This is a genomic window from Muricauda brasiliensis, assembly GCF_003057865.1.
GTDB classification, from domain to species: domain Bacteria; phylum Bacteroidota; class Bacteroidia; order Flavobacteriales; family Flavobacteriaceae; genus Flagellimonas; species Flagellimonas chongwuensis.
Genome location: NZ_QBTW01000015.1, coordinates 193,839 through 211,561, shown reverse-complemented (window position 1 = coordinate 211,561; position 17,723 = coordinate 193,839). Strand labels below are relative to the sequence as shown.

15 protein-coding genes are annotated in these 17,723 nt (G+C 43.0%); 9 read left to right on the top strand and 6 right to left on the bottom strand.

The genetic code is table 11. The features are described 5' to 3' along the window. Positions 1 to 26: 26 nt before the first annotated feature. On the top strand, positions 27 to 1,205 hold the full coding sequence (locus tag DCK90_RS11850; protein ID WP_108246425.1) for an acyl-CoA dehydrogenase family protein: 1,179 nt from the start codon (positions 27 to 29) through the stop codon (positions 1,203 to 1,205). 4 nt (positions 1,206 to 1,209) lie between these two features. On the opposite strand, the gene DCK90_RS11845 is transcribed toward DCK90_RS11850, so the two are convergent. Continuing rightward, the gene (locus DCK90_RS11845; protein WP_108246424.1) at positions 1,210 to 3,510 is read right to left on the bottom strand and encodes an FdhF/YdeP family oxidoreductase; all 2,301 of its coding nucleotides are present in this window, start codon (positions 3,508 to 3,510) and stop codon (positions 1,210 to 1,212) included. Between the two features lie 146 nt (positions 3,511 to 3,656). On the opposite strand from DCK90_RS11845, the gene DCK90_RS11840 reads away from it, so the two are divergent. After that, a complete protein-coding gene (locus tag DCK90_RS11840) occupies positions 3,657 to 4,916 on the top strand; it encodes a Y-family DNA polymerase (RefSeq protein ID WP_108246423.1) in 1,260 nt (419 codons plus the stop codon). Next, entirely contained in the window at positions 4,913 to 5,362 is a 450-nt protein-coding gene (locus DCK90_RS11835; protein WP_108246422.1) for a LexA family protein, read from the top strand. Before DCK90_RS11840 ends, DCK90_RS11835 begins: the two co-directional genes overlap by 4 nt. Positions 5,363 to 5,852: 490 nt before the next feature. On the opposite strand, the gene hutG is transcribed toward DCK90_RS11835, so the two are convergent. Genes hutG through hutH form a run of 4 tightly spaced genes read right to left on the bottom strand, consistent with a single transcriptional unit; the run spans position 5,853 to position 11,649 of the window. After that, entirely contained in the window at positions 5,853 to 6,824 is a 972-nt protein-coding gene (gene hutG, locus DCK90_RS11830; protein WP_108246421.1) for a formimidoylglutamase, read from the bottom strand. 4 nt (positions 6,825 to 6,828) lie between these two features. Beyond that, on the bottom strand, positions 6,829 to 8,832 hold the full coding sequence (locus tag DCK90_RS11825; RefSeq protein WP_108246420.1) for a urocanate hydratase: 2,004 nt from the start codon (positions 8,830 to 8,832) through the stop codon (positions 6,829 to 6,831). 11 nt (positions 8,833 to 8,843) lie between these two features. Continuing rightward, on the bottom strand, positions 8,844 to 10,070 hold the full coding sequence (hutI, locus tag DCK90_RS11820; protein ID WP_108246419.1) for an imidazolonepropionase: 1,227 nt from the start codon (positions 10,068 to 10,070) through the stop codon (positions 8,844 to 8,846). Between the two features lies 1 nt (position 10,071). Next, positions 10,072 to 11,649, bottom strand: a complete 1,578-nt coding sequence (gene hutH, locus DCK90_RS11815) for a histidine ammonia-lyase (protein ID WP_108246418.1) — start codon at positions 11,647 to 11,649, stop codon at positions 10,072 to 10,074. 218 nt (positions 11,650 to 11,867) lie between these two features. Between hutH and DCK90_RS11810 the strand changes: the two genes are divergently transcribed. Together DCK90_RS11810 and DCK90_RS11805 are read left to right on the top strand one after the other, a co-directional pair. Then, positions 11,868 to 12,755, top strand: coding sequence for a LysR substrate-binding domain-containing protein (locus DCK90_RS11810; protein WP_108246417.1), 888 nt, complete (start codon positions 11,868 to 11,870; stop codon positions 12,753 to 12,755). Positions 12,756 to 12,802: 47 nt separating this feature from the next. Then, entirely contained in the window at positions 12,803 to 13,357 is a 555-nt protein-coding gene (locus DCK90_RS11805) for a nitroreductase family protein (RefSeq protein WP_108246416.1), read from the top strand. On the opposite strand, the gene DCK90_RS11800 is transcribed toward DCK90_RS11805, so the two are convergent. Continuing rightward, entirely contained in the window at positions 13,354 to 13,866 is a 513-nt protein-coding gene (locus DCK90_RS11800) for a DUF456 domain-containing protein (RefSeq protein ID WP_108246415.1), read from the bottom strand. The two genes, DCK90_RS11805 and DCK90_RS11800, sit on opposite strands and share 4 nt — an antisense overlap. Before the next feature lie 134 nt (positions 13,867 to 14,000). Between DCK90_RS11800 and DCK90_RS11795 the strand changes: the two genes are divergently transcribed. Genes DCK90_RS11795 through DCK90_RS11780 form a run of 4 tightly spaced genes read left to right on the top strand, consistent with a single transcriptional unit; the run spans position 14,001 to position 17,723 of the window. Further along, complete coding sequence (locus DCK90_RS11795) at positions 14,001 to 14,363, top strand: BlaI/MecI/CopY family transcriptional regulator (RefSeq protein ID WP_108246414.1); 363 nt, start codon at positions 14,001 to 14,003, stop codon at positions 14,361 to 14,363. Continuing rightward, positions 14,360 to 16,051, top strand: coding sequence for a M56 family metallopeptidase (locus DCK90_RS11790; RefSeq protein ID WP_108246413.1), 1,692 nt, complete (start codon positions 14,360 to 14,362; stop codon positions 16,049 to 16,051). The genes DCK90_RS11795 and DCK90_RS11790 overlap by 4 nt, the downstream gene beginning before the upstream one ends. Positions 16,052 to 16,062: 11 nt before the next feature. Continuing rightward, positions 16,063 to 17,199 (top strand): tetratricopeptide repeat protein, encoded by a 1,137-nt coding sequence (locus tag DCK90_RS11785; protein ID WP_108246412.1) that lies wholly within the window; start codon positions 16,063 to 16,065, stop codon positions 17,197 to 17,199. Positions 17,200 to 17,243: 44 nt separating this feature from the next. Continuing rightward, the gene (locus DCK90_RS11780; protein WP_108246411.1) at positions 17,244 to 17,723 is read left to right on the top strand and encodes a hypothetical protein; all 480 of its coding nucleotides are present in this window, start codon (positions 17,244 to 17,246) and stop codon (positions 17,721 to 17,723) included.

Sequence of the window (17,723 nt, the reverse complement as noted above, 5' to 3'; positions counted from 1 at the left end):
GTTATATTTACTAAAATTTATTCAGCATGAAGCCCGACTTATTTGAAGCCCCAGATTACTATAACTTGGATGATTTGCTTTCCGAGGAGCATAAACTGGTTAGAGATGCAGCCCGTCAATGGGTAAAGCGCGATGTATCGCCCATAATAGAGGAGTTTGCTCAAAAAGCAGAGTTTCCCAAACAGATTATCGGGGGGCTTGCCGAAATTGGTGCTTTTGGGCCCTATATTCCTGAAGAGTACGGTGGTGCCGGGCTGGACCAGATCAGTTATGGTTTGATCATGCAAGAGATAGAGCGTGGTGATAGTGGAGTTCGTTCAACTGCGTCCGTTCAGTCTTCCTTGGTTATGTATCCGATTTTTGCATACGGTAACGAAGAACAGCGTAAAAAATATCTTCCAAAGTTGGCCACAGGAGAGTGGATGGGGTGTTTTGGACTTACAGAACCCAATCATGGTTCCAACCCGGGAGGGATGGAAACTAAGTTCAAGGATGCAGGGAACCACTACCTACTGAACGGAGCCAAACTCTGGATATCCAACTCGCCATTTGCCGATGTTGCGGTGGTATGGGCCAAAAACGATGAAGGAAGAATACACGGGCTTATCGTGGAACGAGGCATGGAAGGTTTTTCCACACCAGAGACCCATAACAAATGGTCGTTAAGAGCCTCCGCCACCGGAGAACTTATTTTTGATAACGTAAAAGTGCCCAAAGAAAATCTTTTACCCGGCAAAAATGGATTGGGTGCACCCTTGGGATGTTTGGATTCAGCTCGGTATGGGATTGCTTGGGGAGCTATTGGCGCTGCCATGGATTGTTATGATACCGCCCTCCGTTATGCCAAAGAACGTGTTCAGTTTGGGAAGCCCATTGCGGCCTATCAACTTCAGCAAAAGAAATTGGCCGAAATGATTACAGAAATTACCAAGGCACAGCTATTGGCTTTTCGTTTGGGGCAATTAAAGAATGATGGTAAAGCCACAACGGCTCAAATTTCCATGGCCAAACGCAACAATGTGGAAATGGCTATAAAAATCGCCAGAGAAGCAAGGCAGATGCTTGGAGGTATGGGAATCACCGGAGAGTACAGCATAATGCGTCACATGATGAACCTCGAAAGTGTAATAACCTATGAAGGCACGCACGATATTCACTTGTTGATTACGGGAGCCGATATTACAGGTATTCAGGCCTTCAAATAATACATTACGAAGCCTTTTCTACGGTACCTTTAATCGATTTGCTGATGGGCGTTTGGCTCTTGTCGGCAAAATGATTGTGCGGCACCAGCATATTGGTTTCAGGAAAATAGGCAGCCATGTTTCCTTTTGGAATTTGATATTTGATTACGAGGAATTTTTCGGCCGTACGCTGTATACCATCATAGTTGCTATGAAGATGCACAATATCAGCTTGCTCTAACCCCCTTTCCTTCATGTCCTCTTCGTTCATAAAAACCACACGGCGTTCATTATGTATGCCACGGTAACGATCATCCAATCCGTAGATGGTAGTATTGAACTGATCGTGGGATCTAATGGTCATCAACAATAGTTCATCTGGCTTCAGTTGATGGTCGGGCAATGGGGTAATGGACAATTGTGCCATACCGTTGGGAAGTTTTCTAAAATCCCGATTGCGTACATTGTTGGGTAGGTAGTATCCAAAACCTTTGGATTGTTCGCTTGTATTTTCAAATCCCTTTACGGTTTTGTCTATCAATTCCCGAATCAAGTTGTAATCTTGTCCAAGCTCGTACCAGTTCATGGAATGGTTTCCCCGAAAATAAGTGTGGGCCAATAAAGAAATAATCTCTGGCTCACTTTTGATGTGCTCAGAAGCAGGTCTTAATAATCCTTTGCTCTGTCTTACCTTTCCAGTACTGCTCTCCATGGTCAAAAATTGGAGCTCTCCGTTCTTTTCATCTTTTTCGGAGCGACCAAATGTGGGCAACAATAAGGCAGTTTTGCCGGTCACCAAATGGCTACGGTTCAGTTTGGTGCTGATTTGTACGGTCAAATCACAATTTTGAATGGCTTCGGCCGTGTATTGGGTATCCGAGGCTGCCATTACAAAATTTCCTCCCAAGCAGACAAAGACCTTGGCCTTTTTCTCATACATCGCTTTTATGGCCTCTACCGTATCGTAACCTTTTTTGGTAGGAGGGTCAAAATTGAGATGTTCCTGTATTTTGGAATTAAGGGTTTTGTTGACGTAATGCATAATGCCAACAGAGCGGTCACCTTGTACGTTACTGTGTCCCCGAACAGGACAGGTGCCGGCAAATGGTTTGCCGACTGCGCCTTTTAGCAACAAAATATTCACGTATTCCTTGATGCAATCCACTGCATTTTTGTGTTGGGTGATTCCCATGGCCCAGCACACCACAATCTTGGAATTTTTGGCCAATAATTCGACCACCTTGTCTATTTTTCGCATATAGACCCCGGTTCTTTGCTGAAGGCTTTCCGTGTCATATCGGCCCAAATCTTTCAATAAGGCATCATATCCATCAACATATTCAACAATAAATTCATGGTCGATGACATTGGAGTTTTTGGCGTCAAGTGCCACTAATTTTTTCAGAATTAGTTTGGCCAAGGCAACATCTTCATTGATTTTTACGGGTAGATGAATATCTGCTAGCGGTTCAGCGTTGCCAAACATAGCAGTTAAACTTTGTGGATTTTTAAAATTGACCAATCCTGTTTCTGCCAATGGATTTATACTGATGATTTTACCGCCGTTCTTTTTACACTTTTCCAAGGCAGATAGCATTCTTGGGTGATTTGTACCCGGATTTTGCCCCACTACAAGAATGACTTCTGCACCATATAAATCATCCAGTTTTACGGAACCTTTCCCGATTCCCAAGGTTTCAGAAAGCGCTACTCCTGATGATTCATGGCACATATTGGAGCAATCCGGCATATTGTTGGTGCCAAAGGCACGAGCGAACATCCCATAGAGATAGGCAGCCTCGTTGCTAGATCGGCCCGAAGTATAAAAAATGGCCTCGTTAGGGTCTTGTAATTGGTGCAGTTCATCCGAGATCAACTCAAACGCATCTTGCCAAGTGATGGGTTCATAGTGAATACTGTTTGACCTTAGAACCATCGGTTCTACAATGCGTCCTAGTTTATTCAGTTCAAAATCACTTAATCTGGACAGTTCCTCCACCGAGTGTTCTGAAAAAAAATCTGCTCCAATATGATTTCTAGTTGCTTCGTCGGCCAAGGCTTTTGCACCATTTTCACAATATTCTGCAATTTTAGACGGATGTTCTGGTACGGGCCAGGCACAGCTTGGGCAACGAAATCCATCCTCTTGGTTCATTTCTAACAGGCTCCGCATGGAATTGACAATCCCCATTTCTTTAAAGCTATGTCTCAATGCTTCTTTAACTCCTAAAAAACCTGCTGCGGTTTGCATGGGTTCTTTAATTTGTAGGCCTGTGAATTTGATGTTGCCGGTAAGGGAAACGTTTCTGGTAAATTGTTCTTGCATGCCTTAATATAGGGTTTTTGAGGTTGGATAGCTATTTCTTGCAACTTTGGATAACCTTGTCCACTGAATGGAATTACCTTTAATTTGAATTTGTATCGCAATATATTTACTATGTAATTTAGCAAAAATCGAGTATTTTAAAAAGCATGTTCGCCCTTGTAGATTGCAATAACTTTTATGCCTCATGTGAACGGGCGTTTCAGCCCCAGTTCAATAATGTTCCTGTGGGTATCCTGTCCAACAACGATGGCTGTTTTATCTCGCGAAGCGATGAAGCAAAGGAACTCGGATTGCCCATGGGCGCCCCGGAGTTTAAGTACAGACAATTTTGTAAGGAAAATGGCATCAAAGTGTTTTCATCCAATTACCCCCTCTATGGCGATATGAGCAGTAGAGTAATGAATATTCTAGGGACATTCACCCCCAATATGGAAGTATACAGTGTGGATGAAGCTTTTTTAAAGTTTGATGGTTTCAAAAGTTATGACTTTGATGCTTACGGAAGGGAAATCCAACGAATGGTCCAAAAATGTACAGGAATCCCTATCAGTATTGGTATAGCGCCCACAAAAGGATTGGCCAAAGTAGCCAATAAGATTGCCAAAAAACTAAAGTCCAGAACAGGGGGTGTGTACGTTATTGATTCTGATGAAAGAAGGATCAAAGCCTTAAAATGGACCAAGATTGAAAGCGTTTGGGGGATAGGGCGGGGAAACCAGAAGCGGCTCCAGACCAAAAATATAAAAACAGCCTATGATTTTACCCAACTGTCGGATGAATGGGTAAAAAAACAAATGGCCATCATTGGTCTTAGGCTGAAGAAAGATTTGGAGGGCATCCCGACATTGGATTTGGACGATGACACCCGTGACAAAAAGGCCATAGCCACTACCAGAAGTTTTGAAAGCACCTATTCCGATATTGAAAATATCAAAGAGAGGATATCCACTTTTGCGACCAGTTGTGCCGAAAAATTGAGGAGCCAAGGAAGCAGTTGTAACTATTTGGTTGTGCTTTTAAGAAGTGACAGGCACAAAAAGGATGAGCCACAAGATAGGAGCAGTCTTATCATTACGCTGCCTTATGCTACGGATTCAAGCCTCACTATTAGCAATTATGCGGTTAGGGCAGCTGTGGCACTCTTCAAACCAGGAATCAAGTATAAAAAGGCAGGGGTGATCGTGTCGGGACTGGTGCCTACCAATGAGAGACAATTGGATCTGTTCCTGTCCGAAAACCCAAAACACCATAAGCTCATGCAAGTTATGGACGGTATCAATGATAAATATGGCACTCACAAAATGAAAATAGCCAATCAAGATTTGGAAAGAACATGGAAGATGCGTCAAAAACATCTTTCGCCTAAATACACCACAAACATTAATGACATCATCAAAGTAAAATGACTTCCAAAAAATTGCCAGAAACAGAATCACTTACTTTTTATGTGCCAAGCGAAGAACAAAGTGAGGGTGCGCCTTTGTCCAAAAATACCGTATCCGCAGGGTTTCCTTCACCTGCAGACGATTTTAAGGAAAAACGCATCAGTTTGGACAAAACCTTGATCAAAAACAAAGAAGCGACTTTTTATGCGAGGGTGAGTGGAGAATCCATGATAGGCGCAGGACTGGATGATGGGGATCTTTTGGTCATAGACCGCAGTTTAGACCCGGAACATGGCAAGATTGCCGTTTGTTATTTGGATGGTGAGTTTACCGTAAAACGGTTGCACATAGAAAAGAATACTATTACCCTAATGCCCGCAAATGAGAGTTTTAAACCCATAAAGGTGCTTAGCGAAAGCGACTTGATTATTTGGGGAGTGGTTACCTATGTGATCAAAGCAGTTTGATGATTTGTCAAAAACGAACAGTCTCATCTCCGAGCGCCAGCCTGTAGGGCGGACAGGCAGGCGTTTCAAACCATTGGCTATGTTCCGAGTAGAATAAGAAATTTGTTTTCTGGGGATGATTTTAACCTGATTTTTATTGAAAAGACGGCAAGTTCAAAATCCTTTGTTATCTTTGTTCCGTTGTGTTGGATTCCAGTCGCGATGATTGGAATCAGGTTGAAGCATCAAACCGATGCTCGCCAATGAAAGGCTTTCCTTTTGGAAGGCTTTTTTTGTTTGTGTAGGGAAGGGTACAGCTAATAAAAATTAGTGGAAATTCGTATCAAACAATTTATAGTATTAATGGCTAAAATAACAATTGGATTTCTCAATCGTCACTGCGTTCCTCATTTCGAAATGACCAGTTAATCTTCTTTGAATGGTCATGTCATTTCGAACCAAATCCCGATAGCTATCGGGAGAAGTGTGAGAAATCTCAACCTTTAAAATGTCAACTTCCAGAAACACTATGCGCTATATGATGCACTAGCGAAGCGGCCAATTTTGCCGTTTGTCCGTCAATGTCGTACTTCGGATTCATTTCGGCAATATCCATACTGATGAGTTTTCCAGAGCCGATAATCGTTTTTAAACATTCCAAAACCATATATGGGCTAAAACCCATGGGCGAAGCAGCACTGACCCCAGGCGCGTAGGCCGAAGAGAACCCATCCAAGTCGATGGTCACATAAATGTGGTCCACATTTTTGGCGAAGGCATTGATCCAGGTTGTGATTTCTTCCAGTAGAGGAATTTGGAACGTATCGTTCATCACATAGATGACATCAAGGTCCCTTGCCGTTTGAAATAGATTTCGGTCGTTGGCATCTTTACGGATGCCGAGACAGAGATAGTTAAAATCGATGCCCTTTTTTTCGCAGTCTTTCGCTATCTGATAAAACGGAGTGCCCGAATTGCTCTGCTCCGTATTTTTCCGCAAATCAAAATGCGCATCAAAATTTATGATGCCGAGGGTTTGCCCTTCTTTTTTATCATCCAAATATGTTTTGATGCCGCTGAAGTGCCCGTAGGCCATATCATGCCCACCGCCCAAAACAATTGGGAACTGTTTTTTCTCCAAAAGAGTTTTGACTGCTTCAGCCAGTTGTTCTTGGGCAGATTCCATATCGCTATTGGTGCAAGTTATCGAGCCCACATCGTGCAAAAGCACATTACTGCCTAAGTGGTTGGGCATTTTGGCAAAACTGCTTTTGATGGCATCCGGGCCATCTTCTGCACCCACACGACCTTGGTTCCGATGCACACCGGCATCGCAGGCATAGCCCAAAAGGGAAATGGATTTTTTCTGTGCTTCGGGAAGTTCCTCCAAGGGTGTACAATGCACTTTTTCGTGCAGATACAACCATTTATTGGAGACTCTGCCGGTCCAAAGGTCTTTTTTCGGGGGTTCGTAGTGTTTCATCACATTAAAAAAGATGGTCCAAAATATCGGAATCTACAAGATACGGCAAAGTTACCTTTAAATCGGGGGAGCGTTCCATTTCTCGTTCAATGGCAAAGCGGGCTTCTTTGTTCCTGGCCCAACTTCTTCGGGAAATACCATTGTTAACATCAAAAAACAACATTTTCTTCAATCGTTTGGAGGCTTCTTTGGAACCATCGAGTACCATACCAAACCCACCATTGATAACTTCGCCCCAGCCAACGCCGCCACCGTTGTGGATGGAGACCCAAGTCGCACCTCTAAAACTATCGCCAATCACATTTTGAATGGCCATATCGGCGGTGAACTTGCTACCATCGTAAATATTGCTGGTTTCTCTAAAAGGCGAATCCGTTCCGCTTACGTCGTGATGGTCGCGTCCCAACACCACGGGAGCACTGATTTCCCCCTTGGCAATAGCTGTGTTGAAAGCATCCGCAATCTTGCTTCGTCCCTCGGCATCAGCATAAAGGATTCGAGCTTGTGAACCCACTACCAATTTGTTTTGTTCCGCATCCGAAATCCATTTGATGTTGTCCTGCATTTGTTGTTGGATTTCTTCTGGAGCTTCGGATTTTATCTTTTTCATGACTTCAAGGGCTATGGCATCCGTTTTTTGAAGGTCCTTTGGGTCACCAGATGTACAGACCCATCGGAAGGGTCCAAATCCGTAGTCAAAGCACATGGGTCCCAAAATATCCTGTACGTAGGAAGGGTACCTGAAATCGATATTATTTTCGGCCATCACATCACCCTCTGCACGGGAAACTTCTAATAAAAAGGCATTGCCATAATCAAAAAAATAGGTACCCTTTGCGGTGTGTTTGTTGATGGCATTGATTTGTCTTCGCAATGATTCCTGTACTTTTTCCTTGAATGTATCTGGATTTTCCACCATCAAAGCGTTGGATTCTTCAAAAGAAAGTCCAACGGGATAATAACCGCCCGCCCAAGGATTGTGTAACGAGGTTTGGTCGGAACCTAAATGGATAAAAATATCCTCTTCGTAAAAACGTTCCCAAACATCCACCACATTGCCGATGTACGCCAAGGAAACCACTTCTTTGTTTTCAATGGCTTCTTTCGTACGAACGACCAACAGGTCCAAATCCACCAAAAGTTCATCCACCCAACCTTGGTCGTGGCGTTTTTTGGCAGCTTCGGGGTTGACTTCCGCGCAAATAGTAATGCCTCCTGCAATATTCCCAGCCTTGGGTTGGGCACCGCTCATGCCGCCGAGTCCAGCTGTCAAGAAAATCTTGCCTTCGGGGGATTCGTTTTTCTCCAACACTTTTCGGAACGCATTCATGACCGTAATGGCGGTTCCGTGCACAATGCCCTGTGGTCCAATGTACATGTAGGAACCTGCGGTCATTTGTCCGTATTGGGTAACGCCAAGGGCATTGAAACGTTCCCAATCGTTGGGTTTGGAGTAGTTGGGAATCATCATCCCGTTGGTAATCACTACTCTTGGTGCTTCTTTGGATGATGGGAAAAGACCCATTGGATGCCCAGAATGCATGTTCAAGGTCTGTTCCTCTGTCATTTCTGCCAAATATTCCATCGTGAGCAGGTACTGTGCCCAGTTTTGGAAAACCGCCCCATTGCCTCCGTAGGTAATCAATTCTTCGGGGTGTTGTGCCACGGCAGGATCCAAATTGTTCTGAATCATCAGCATGATGGCTGCTGCCTGATGCGTTTTAGCAGGATATTCCGAAATAGGTCGGGCATACATTTCATAATCGGGCTTAAACCGATGCATATAAATGCGGCCATAGGTTTTGAGTTCCTTCGTAAATTCAGGAGCAAGTTCTTTGTGCCAAGCTTCGGGAAAATAACGAAGCGCATTTTGTACGGCCAGTTTTTTCTCCTCTTTGGAAAGAATGTCTTTACGCTTTGGAGCTGGATTCCCATTTTTGGGATAGGCTTTTTTTGTGGGAAGCTGATCGGGTATGCCTTGTACTATTTGTTGCTGAAATTCGGTCATGATGCAATGTATTAGTGGATGGGCGTTCCTTTTTTCCAAACTTGGCTTGGCTTTAATTGCCCTTGGTGATAGGTAATCTCCTGATAATTATCTGTTGGAAAAACCACAAAATCTGCCTGTGACCCTGATTCCAGTTTTCCCCGGTCTGCCAAACGCAAAGCGGCAGCGGCTCTAAACGTAATTCCTGAAAGTACTTCGGTGTTGGAGAGTTTTTCAAAAGTTCCCAAAATACTGGCCTGGGTCAACAGGTCGCCCATGGGCGCAGACCCTGGATTGTGGTCGCTGGCAATGGACAAAGCACCGCCTGCATCCAAAATTTTACGGGCAGGGGTGTAGGCACAACCCAAACCGATGGATGCCCCGGGCAACGCCGTTGCAATGGTGTTGCTTTTGGCCAACAGTTGGATTTCTTTTTCGGTACTGGCTTCCAAATGGTCGGCACTCACCGCGTCAAAATCTACGGCTACTTGGCTGCCTCCCGTGGTAAATTGGTCGGCATGTACGGTAATATCGAATCCCATTTCCTTTGCTTTTTGAAAATACGGTTTAATTTCTTCGGTGGAAAAAGCACTTTCTTCCACAAAAGCATCCACGCGCTTGGCCAAGTTTTCGGTTTTGATGATCGGGAACAATTCATTTATGATGACGTCCAAATAATTCTTGTCCTGATCCCAATCTTTCGGCTTCATGTGGGCTGCCAAACAGGTCGGGACCAAGGTTGCGTTTGAGGTTTCGTTGGCCTGTTTGATGGCGCGTAGCATTTTCAATTCTTCATCCACAGAAAGACCATAACCGCTTTTTACTTCGATAGTAGTGACCCCATTTTTGAGATGTTTTTGGCTTCTGGAAACAATCCCTTCAACCAATTCTTGTTGTGATGCCTTTCGGGTCTGGGTCACGGTATCCCAAATACCGCCACCTGCTTTTGCAATCTCCAAATAGGTTTTTCCGGCATTTCGATAAGCGTAGTCACGGGCACGCGTTCCGCCAAAACATATATGGGTGTGCGAGTCTATAAATCCGGGCAGGCAAACATGTTGGCCTTCGATATGGTGCACATCGACATCTTCGGATTTTAAATCATCAAAAACACCGACTTTGAGAATTTTTCCTTCGGAAACCAAAATGCCCCCGTTTTCGATGATGGTCAATTGTTCATCTTTCAGCGCTCCTTTTAAGGGGAGGTTCGTCATGGGTATCAATTGGGTAAAAGGTCCTATTAAAAGTGGTCTGTTCATTTTAGTATGTTTCAAATTCATCAAGATGTGGTGCGTTCCACTTCAGTTGTTTTTCGTCCATCACACGGTCTACCAAATCAATGATTTCCCTGTTTTGAATGATTTCGATTCCTTTTTCAATGTCATCAGCAAAGACACGGTCGCTTTCGGCAAAGGCCACCTTGGTTCTCAGAAATGTATGGATTTCATCCAACAGAATTCCTGATTTTAATGGTTTTCTGTATTCGAATGCTTGGGCCGAGGTCAATAGTTCAATGGCTAGAATTTTCTCTACATTCTCAATAATGTTCAGTGCTTTTCTACCACTGATGGAGCCCATACTCACATGATCCTCCTGTCCCAAGGAGGTGGGAATGCTGTCCGCACTGGCAGGAAAACACAAGCTTTTGTTCTCACTGGCCAATGCTGCGGAGGTGTACTGCAAAATCATATACCCTGAGTTGATACCCGTATCGTTCATCAACAATTTCGGAACACCCGGACTGTTACCCTCGAGCGCCAGATAGATGCGTCGGTCGGAGATGTTTCCAATTTCCGAAGCGGCCAGTGCGGCATAATCCAATGCCATGGCCAAGGGCTGTCCGTGGAAATTTCCACCGCTAATGGTCAATTCATCATTTATGATGACAGGATTGTCTGTCACCGAGTTAAGTTCAATCTCTAAGAGCTCTTTCAAATGAAGCCAAGCATTACGTGAGGCACCGTGCACTTGTGGCATACAACGAAGGGAGTAGGGGTCCTGCACCCGTTCGCAATCGATATGGTCTTCCAAAATCTCAGAACCTTGAAGCAGGGTACGGATTCTGCCCGCTACGTGTTGGTTCCCTTTAAAGGGTCTTAGTTCGTGCAATTCCTCAAAAAAGGGTTTCATGGAACCTTGTAGTCCTTCGAGCATCATGGCGCCGATAATGTCCGCATGCCGTAAACAATATTGCAGTTTATGAACCAACATCACACTATGAGCAGCAATAAATTGGGTTCCATTGATTAAGGCAAGACCTTCTTTTGGTCCCAGTTCCAAAGGTTGTAATCCCGTTTTTTGGAATAATTCCTCGGTTGGGATGGTCTTTCCGTTGTATTCCACTTTGCCTAAACCAATCAATGGCAAAAATAAATGTGAAAGTGGGGCCAAATCGCCAGAAGCCCCTACGGAACCTTGAGAGGGAACCACGGGAATGGCATCGTTTTCCAAATGCCAAAGCATACGTTGCAGGGTGGTTTCGGCAATACCGGAAAACCCTTTAGCCAAAGCATGGATTTTAAGAATCAACATGATTTTTGCCAATTCAGTGGAAATAGGTTCGCCCACTCCCACACTATGACTTTTTAATATATTGGATTGAAGGATTTTGGTGTCTTCCTTGGATATTCTGGTGCTGCACAATGGGCCAAAACCCGTATTGATGCCATACACTGTATCGCCTTTTTCCACGATACGCTGTACACGTTGGTAACTCGCATTTACATGTTGCAGGCATTCATCGGTAAGAATACCTTTTATGGAGCCATGGGCCATACCCAAAGCTATGCTTGCGGTTAAATGGTCTTCACCAAATTGAAATGTTCGGTCTATCGCCATGTTGTTGAAATTAAATTACCCAAGGATTAATTGAAATCAATGGTGTTTGGCTGTCACTTCGAGCGCAGTCGAGAAGTTAAGCGACTCAAAGTTTAAAAATAAGGTCTCGACTGCGCTCGACCTGACAGCTTTTTGTTTAGATGATTAATCACGGTTATTCAAAAGTATCAATTAGGTTTAATAATTACCAATACTTATTTTTGTAATAATCAATAACTATGAATTATCAGATAGAGCTTCGACATTTCATCTACTTTTTGGCAGTGGCCGAAGAGCTTCATTACAGAAAAGCAGCCGAAAAGTTGTTTATTTCCCAACCTGGTTTGAGTACGCAAATCAAACAGATGGAAGAAATATTGGGCACCCAATTGTTTGTTCGGGACAAGAAAAAGGTGAGCCTGACTCCTGCGGGGGAGTTTTTAAAAAAGGAGGTCGAGTTTATCTTAAATCATCTGGAGCAGACCAAAAAACAGATAAAACTTATAGGAGAAGGGCAATTGGGGGAGGTGCGAATCGGTTTTTTGGGTTCGGCCATGCAAAATGTGGTGCCCAATTTATTGCTGGGATTGAAGGAAAAATACCCAACAGTCCATACCACTTTGGAAGAGCTTTCGAACCGGGCGCAAATCAATGCGATACTGGCAGACCGATTGGATCTTGGTTTTGTCCGATTGTCCCGCGTACCAAAAGGTCTGGATGTCCGACCTGTTTTTGAAGACACCTTTTCTTTGGTGCTGCCAAAAGACCATCCTTTGAATGAAAAGAATTTTAAGAACATCAACCAAGTGGCAGATGAGGATTTTATCCTTTTTTCTCAAGATTACAGTCCCATGTACTACGATACCGTGCTCAGTATTTGTGAAGATAGTGGATTTGTTCCGAATGTGTCCCATAAATCGGTACATGCACAAACCATTTTTAAATTGGTGGAGAATAAATTGGGCATTGCTATTGTACCGACGACGCTTCAACATGGATTTCAGATGAAGGTAAAGTTTATTGAAATGAAGAACATAAAACAACGGGCGGTGCTGAGCATGGTCTGGAAAACCGATAATCGCAATCCTGCGCTTCAAAAATGTATGGACTTGCTCATGAAATTATGATGTGAACCTTTTGGAGTGTAACTTTGGATTCAACATAAATAAGTAGTATGATATTTGATTTGATCAAGGAGCGAAGAAGTATTTTTCCTCAGCAGTATATAGATAAGCCCATCGCCAAGGAAACCTTGGAGAAGATTTTGGAAGCGGCCAATTGGGCCCCTACACATAAGAAAACCGAACCTTGGCGCTTTAAAGTCCTTACTGGCGAGAAGAAACAGGAATTGGGTGTTTTCCTCTCGAACAAATATGAAGAGGTGGACCCGAACCCAAAACAGATGACCATTAAAAAATTACAGTTCAATCCGTCCAGCTCGGGAGTTGTAATTGCCATTTGTATGCAACGTGACCCAAAAGAGAGTTTGCCCGAGTGGGAGGAAATTGCCTCTACGGCAATGGCGGTACAAAATATGTGGTTGTGTTGCACCGAACTTGGCATAGGAAGCTACTGGTCTTCACCCGGTCTCATCAAGTTTATGGACGAATTCTTTGATTTGAATGAGGGAGAAAAATGTTTGGGCTTCTTCTACATGGGATATTTCGAGGGTGATGTAATACCATCCGCAAGAACCCCGATTGCCGATAAAGTGGAGTGGTTTGACTAACTAAACGTGAAAAGTTCTCCCGCGTATTTGATGGCTATGTAAACGTAAAAAACGGCATAAGCAACCGTAAGCACAAACTTCATAAAAGTACCCGTCAAAAAACCTAAAAACGAACCAAAAGCCGCCTTAAGGGCGGTTTTTTTATTGGCCTTGTTCAATAATTCTCCCACCAATGCACCAATAAATGGCCATATGATGATGCCGAACGGACCAAAAATAGGTACAAAGATGGCCACTAAAAGCCCTATCATAGTACCCCACATGCCTCCTTTGGTGCCACCGAACCGTTTGGTGCCCATGGCTGGTATTATATAATCCAGAATGGTTATGGTAATTGCGAGTACAAACGTGATTCCAACAATCCACCAATTATCTGGTACCGCCTTGGTCAAGTAGAGCAAAAGTAGTCCGACCCAACTAATGGGCGGCCCGGGTAAAACGGGCAAAAAACTGCCCAGTATACCGACCAGCATCAGAAGAAACCCCAAAATGAGCAATGCAATATCCATGGAAGTGTTTTACTGTTAGACAAATGTAGCGGACAATTGTTACAAACAAAATCCAATTCTTAAACTAAAAAGTTAGTTTAAACTAAATATTTAGTTATATTTGTTTCATGTTGAACTAAAAAGTTAGTTGAAAAATGAAACAACTCACCAAGGCAGAAGAAGAAGTAATGCAGCTTTTATGGCAGTTGAAAAAGGCCAATGTTGCAGCCATTTTGGATGAATTGCCCGAACCCAAACCAGCTTATAATACGGTATCCACCATTGTTCGGATTTTAGAGGACAAAGGATTCGTGTCCCATGAGAAGGTAGGGAAGGGACATGTGTACTTTCCTTTGATGAAAAAGGAAGAGTACAGCAATCAACGTTTGAATACCTTGATGGATGGGTATTTCCAAGGGTCATTTACGAGTATGGTATCCTTTTTCATGAAGAAGAACGATATCAGCTTGAAGGAACTCGAAGACATTATGAAGAACATTAAAGACAACGAGAAATGATTATCTATATCTTGGAATCCTTGGCGTTTCAGCTGGTCTTTTTATTGACTTACGACCTTTTTCTAAAGAAAGAGACCTTTTTTCAATGGAACCGTGTATACCTCTTGGGTACGTTTGCGCTGTCCCTAATATTGCCTTGGGTAAAGATTCAGGCCCTACAGACCACTATGCCACAAGAGTTGGAGACCACAACAGTATTTCTATCCCAACTGAACGGTGTGGTGTTGGGTCCCGGTGCTGAACAAACAAGTTTTCTGGAACGTATTCCATGGCCGTATTTGGTTTTGGCAGCTGGAAGCATTTTGGCTGCCATTTGGTTTGCGTACAAGTTAATTCAACTTGCAAGGCTTAGAAATAAAAGTGTTGTGGAGAATTTTAAAGAGTTTACCAAGGTCACCGTTCCTAAGAGCTCTTCCGCCTTTTCCTTTTTTCGAAACATTTTTATGGGCGAGGATATCAAAAAGGACAAGGAAGTCAACATCTTGGCTCACGAGTTGGTGCATGTGAAGCAATGGCACACCTTGGATTTGCTCTTTTTTGAGCTGGCCCGAATCGTATTTTGGTTCAATCCGTTGGTGTATATCTACCAAAGTAGACTTGCCGAGCTTCATGAATTTATTGCTGATGAAAAGGCGGTCAAGCAAAACAAGGCAGCACATTTCGAGATGCTGTTGTCGGAAGCGTTCCACACACAAAATATCAGTTTTGTCAATCAATTTTTTAATAGATCACTAATCAAAAAACGAATAGTCATGTTACAAAAAAAGAAGTCCAAAGCAGTATGGCAGTTAAAGTATGTATTGTTGTTGCCCCTTATTTTAGGGATGTTGGTTTACACCTCCTGTGAGAGCGAAAATGAATCAAAAGTAGAAGAGGTAGGAGTAGTTCCAATAGAGGAAATGGTCGTTGTCGGTTACAGTGCTACGGATACAAAAGAGTATGGAGTGCCTTTTGGAGTTATTGATGAAGTGCCTGTTTTTCCAGGCTGTGAAAATGCCGTAGATAAAAGGGCTTGTTTCCAAGAAAAAATTCAAGCACACATCCGTAAACATTTTAATTATCCTGATGAAGCACAAGCTTTAGGTATTCAAGGCAGGGTAAGTACTATTTTCATAATGGATGAGCAGGGGAATGTAGGCGATATCAATATGAGGGGACCTCATGAACTTCTAGAGAAAGAAACTGAGCGTATCTTATCCAAGCTGCCACAAATGCAACCGGGTAAACACGAAGGTAAGACGGTCAAGGTTCCTTTTTCGATTCCAATCACGTTTAAGTTAGATGGCAATGATGACGATGAATTGAACAAAGAGATTCAAAAGTTTAGTGAGCGCGGAGATGGTTGGGTACCATTTACTGCTATCGATGAGGCACCCATTTTTCCAGGCTGTGAAAGTGCAGCTGACAAAAGGGCCTGTTTCTTAGAGAATGTCCAAAACCATATCCGTAAACATTTTAGGTATCCACAAGAAGCCCAAGAAAAGGGAATTCAAGGCCGAGTGGCGATTATGTTCGGGATAAACGCGGACGGAGATATCGTGGATATCAAATCCAAAGGGCCAAGTCCTATTTTGGAACAGGAGTCTCATAGAATTATAGCAAGATTACCCAAAATGAAACCTGCAAAACAAGATGGAAATCCAGCTGACGTTATTTTTTCCATTCCCATCACATTTAAACTAAAATAAAGAATCTCAATTTGAAGACGGTATTTGTTCTCTTTCTGTTTATACTTTTTAAAGCCGGTGCACAAACATCGGCTTTGTCGGTAGCGGATAGTTTGTATGCTTTGGGCAACTATACATCGGCCATCAATACATATGCAAAGGAAGGGGGTGAAAAGGCAAACTTTCAGATTGCTAGGGCCTACAATGCCATAGGGAATTATGATAAGTCCATTGCGCAGTATACAGCTATTTTGGACAATAACCCTTCATTGGAATTGGCACGCTTTGAATTGGGCAAACTGTTGTTGAAAACCAAAAACTATTTGTCCGCCATGGAAATGTTTCAGGTTTTGACATCATCGGAACAAAAGAATCCAGAGTATTTCTATTACTTGGGAAGAACCTACGAATCCTTGGATAAAACAGATAAATCCAACAAGGCTTTCAAAACTGCTGTAGAAGTGGACAGTACCCATTTACGGAGTTTATACGCATTGGGCAAGTATTATGTAGGTCAAGAAATAAAGGATTCAGCCTTGGTCTATATTGATAAGGGACTTCGCTCTTACGAGAACGATGTGGCCATGATCAATTTAAAGGCATTGGCTTTTTTTAATAACGGACAGTTTCAATTAGCCATTCCCCATTTCGAACGATTATTGGAATTGGGGGAGCAAAAGCCTTTTGTTTATGAGAAATTGGCCTTTTGTTACTTTCGAAACTGGGAGCCGGAAAAAGCGTTGGAGGCCTATTACAAATTAAGCGGCTTTCCAGATAAAGTTGCAGCAGCGTACATTGGTTTGGGGGATGTATTTTTTGAAGAAAAACAACTGGACAGTGCCCAATACTATATCGAGAGATCCATTGAGGAGCGAATGGCTACATTTCCACAGGAATATGCCGACCTTGGCCGCATAGCCCGATTAAAAGGACATACCAAAAAATCCATGGATTACTATGTAAAAGCTTGGGAAGAGAACAAGGACAATTATTACAACTATTACCAAATCTGTATTTTGGCAGATGAATACTACAAAGACCCTAAAACTAGTTTAAACTATTACGAAACGTTGCTCGACATGTACCCAGATGTGGTTCCTTGGCTCAAGGAACGGGTACAAAACCGTATTTCCGAAATAAAGCAGGAAATCCATTTTGCCGGCAACTGATTTCTTCAAAATGTCGTAATTTCAGCCAAATTCTAGGGGCTGTCATGCAGAAGTTTGTTTTGTTAATCATTTTTATGGGGTTGCTCGTGTCCTGCGAGCTGTTCGAGTCCAAGGAGGACAAGACCCAAAAATTGGTGAACGAGGAACTTATGGCCATCGATTGGAACGATGTGGATCAATATCCACTTTTCGATGATTGTGACGAAACCGCTCCCAAAGATGCTCAACAGGAGTGTTTCCAAAATGTGATCACCGAATATTTTTCCGAAGCTTTGGCCGGACTCATGTTTCAAGTTCGAAACGATATGAACGATACCGTTTATATTGATTTTCTGATTGATGAGCACGGTTTTATTTCGGTGTTGAACGTGGAAGAAAAAACATCGGTACTCAATGAAATATCGGATTTCAACACTAAAATCTCTGAACGTTTGAACGACCTGACTACCGTAGCCCCTGCATTGAAAAGAGGAAACCCCGTAGGTTTGCGGTTTAGGCTTCCGCTGGTATTAAACACCAACTAA

What these genes read in the sequence shown, in the direction of transcription:
- DCK90_RS11850 (WP_108246425.1), top strand. Translation starts at nt 27, where the DNA reads ATGAAGCCCGACTTATTTGAAGCCCCAGATTACTATAACTTGGATGAT.
- DCK90_RS11845 (WP_108246424.1), bottom strand. Translation starts at nt 3,510, where the DNA reads ATGCAAGAACAATTTACCAGAAACGTTTCCCTTACCGGCAACATCAAA.
- DCK90_RS11840 (WP_108246423.1), top strand. Translation starts at nt 3,657, where the DNA reads ATGTTCGCCCTTGTAGATTGCAATAACTTTTATGCCTCATGTGAACGG.
- DCK90_RS11835 (WP_108246422.1), top strand. Translation starts at nt 4,913, where the DNA reads ATGACTTCCAAAAAATTGCCAGAAACAGAATCACTTACTTTTTATGTG.
- hutG (WP_108246421.1), bottom strand. Translation starts at nt 6,824, where the DNA reads ATGAAACACTACGAACCCCCGAAAAAAGACCTTTGGACCGGCAGAGTC.
- DCK90_RS11825 (WP_108246420.1), bottom strand. Translation starts at nt 8,832, where the DNA reads ATGACCGAATTTCAGCAACAAATAGTACAAGGCATACCCGATCAGCTT.
- hutI (WP_108246419.1), bottom strand. Translation starts at nt 10,070, where the DNA reads ATGAACAGACCACTTTTAATAGGACCTTTTACCCAATTGATACCCATG.
- hutH (WP_108246418.1), bottom strand. Translation starts at nt 11,649, where the DNA reads ATGGCGATAGACCGAACATTTCAATTTGGTGAAGACCATTTAACCGCA.
- DCK90_RS11810 (WP_108246417.1), top strand. Translation starts at nt 11,868, where the DNA reads ATGAATTATCAGATAGAGCTTCGACATTTCATCTACTTTTTGGCAGTG.
- DCK90_RS11805 (WP_108246416.1), top strand. Translation starts at nt 12,803, where the DNA reads ATGATATTTGATTTGATCAAGGAGCGAAGAAGTATTTTTCCTCAGCAG.
- DCK90_RS11800 (WP_108246415.1), bottom strand. Translation starts at nt 13,866, where the DNA reads ATGGATATTGCATTGCTCATTTTGGGGTTTCTTCTGATGCTGGTCGGT.
- DCK90_RS11795 (WP_108246414.1), top strand. Translation starts at nt 14,001, where the DNA reads ATGAAACAACTCACCAAGGCAGAAGAAGAAGTAATGCAGCTTTTATGG.
- DCK90_RS11790 (WP_108246413.1), top strand. Translation starts at nt 14,360, where the DNA reads ATGATTATCTATATCTTGGAATCCTTGGCGTTTCAGCTGGTCTTTTTA.
- DCK90_RS11780 (WP_108246411.1), top strand. Translation starts at nt 17,244, where the DNA reads ATGCAGAAGTTTGTTTTGTTAATCATTTTTATGGGGTTGCTCGTGTCC.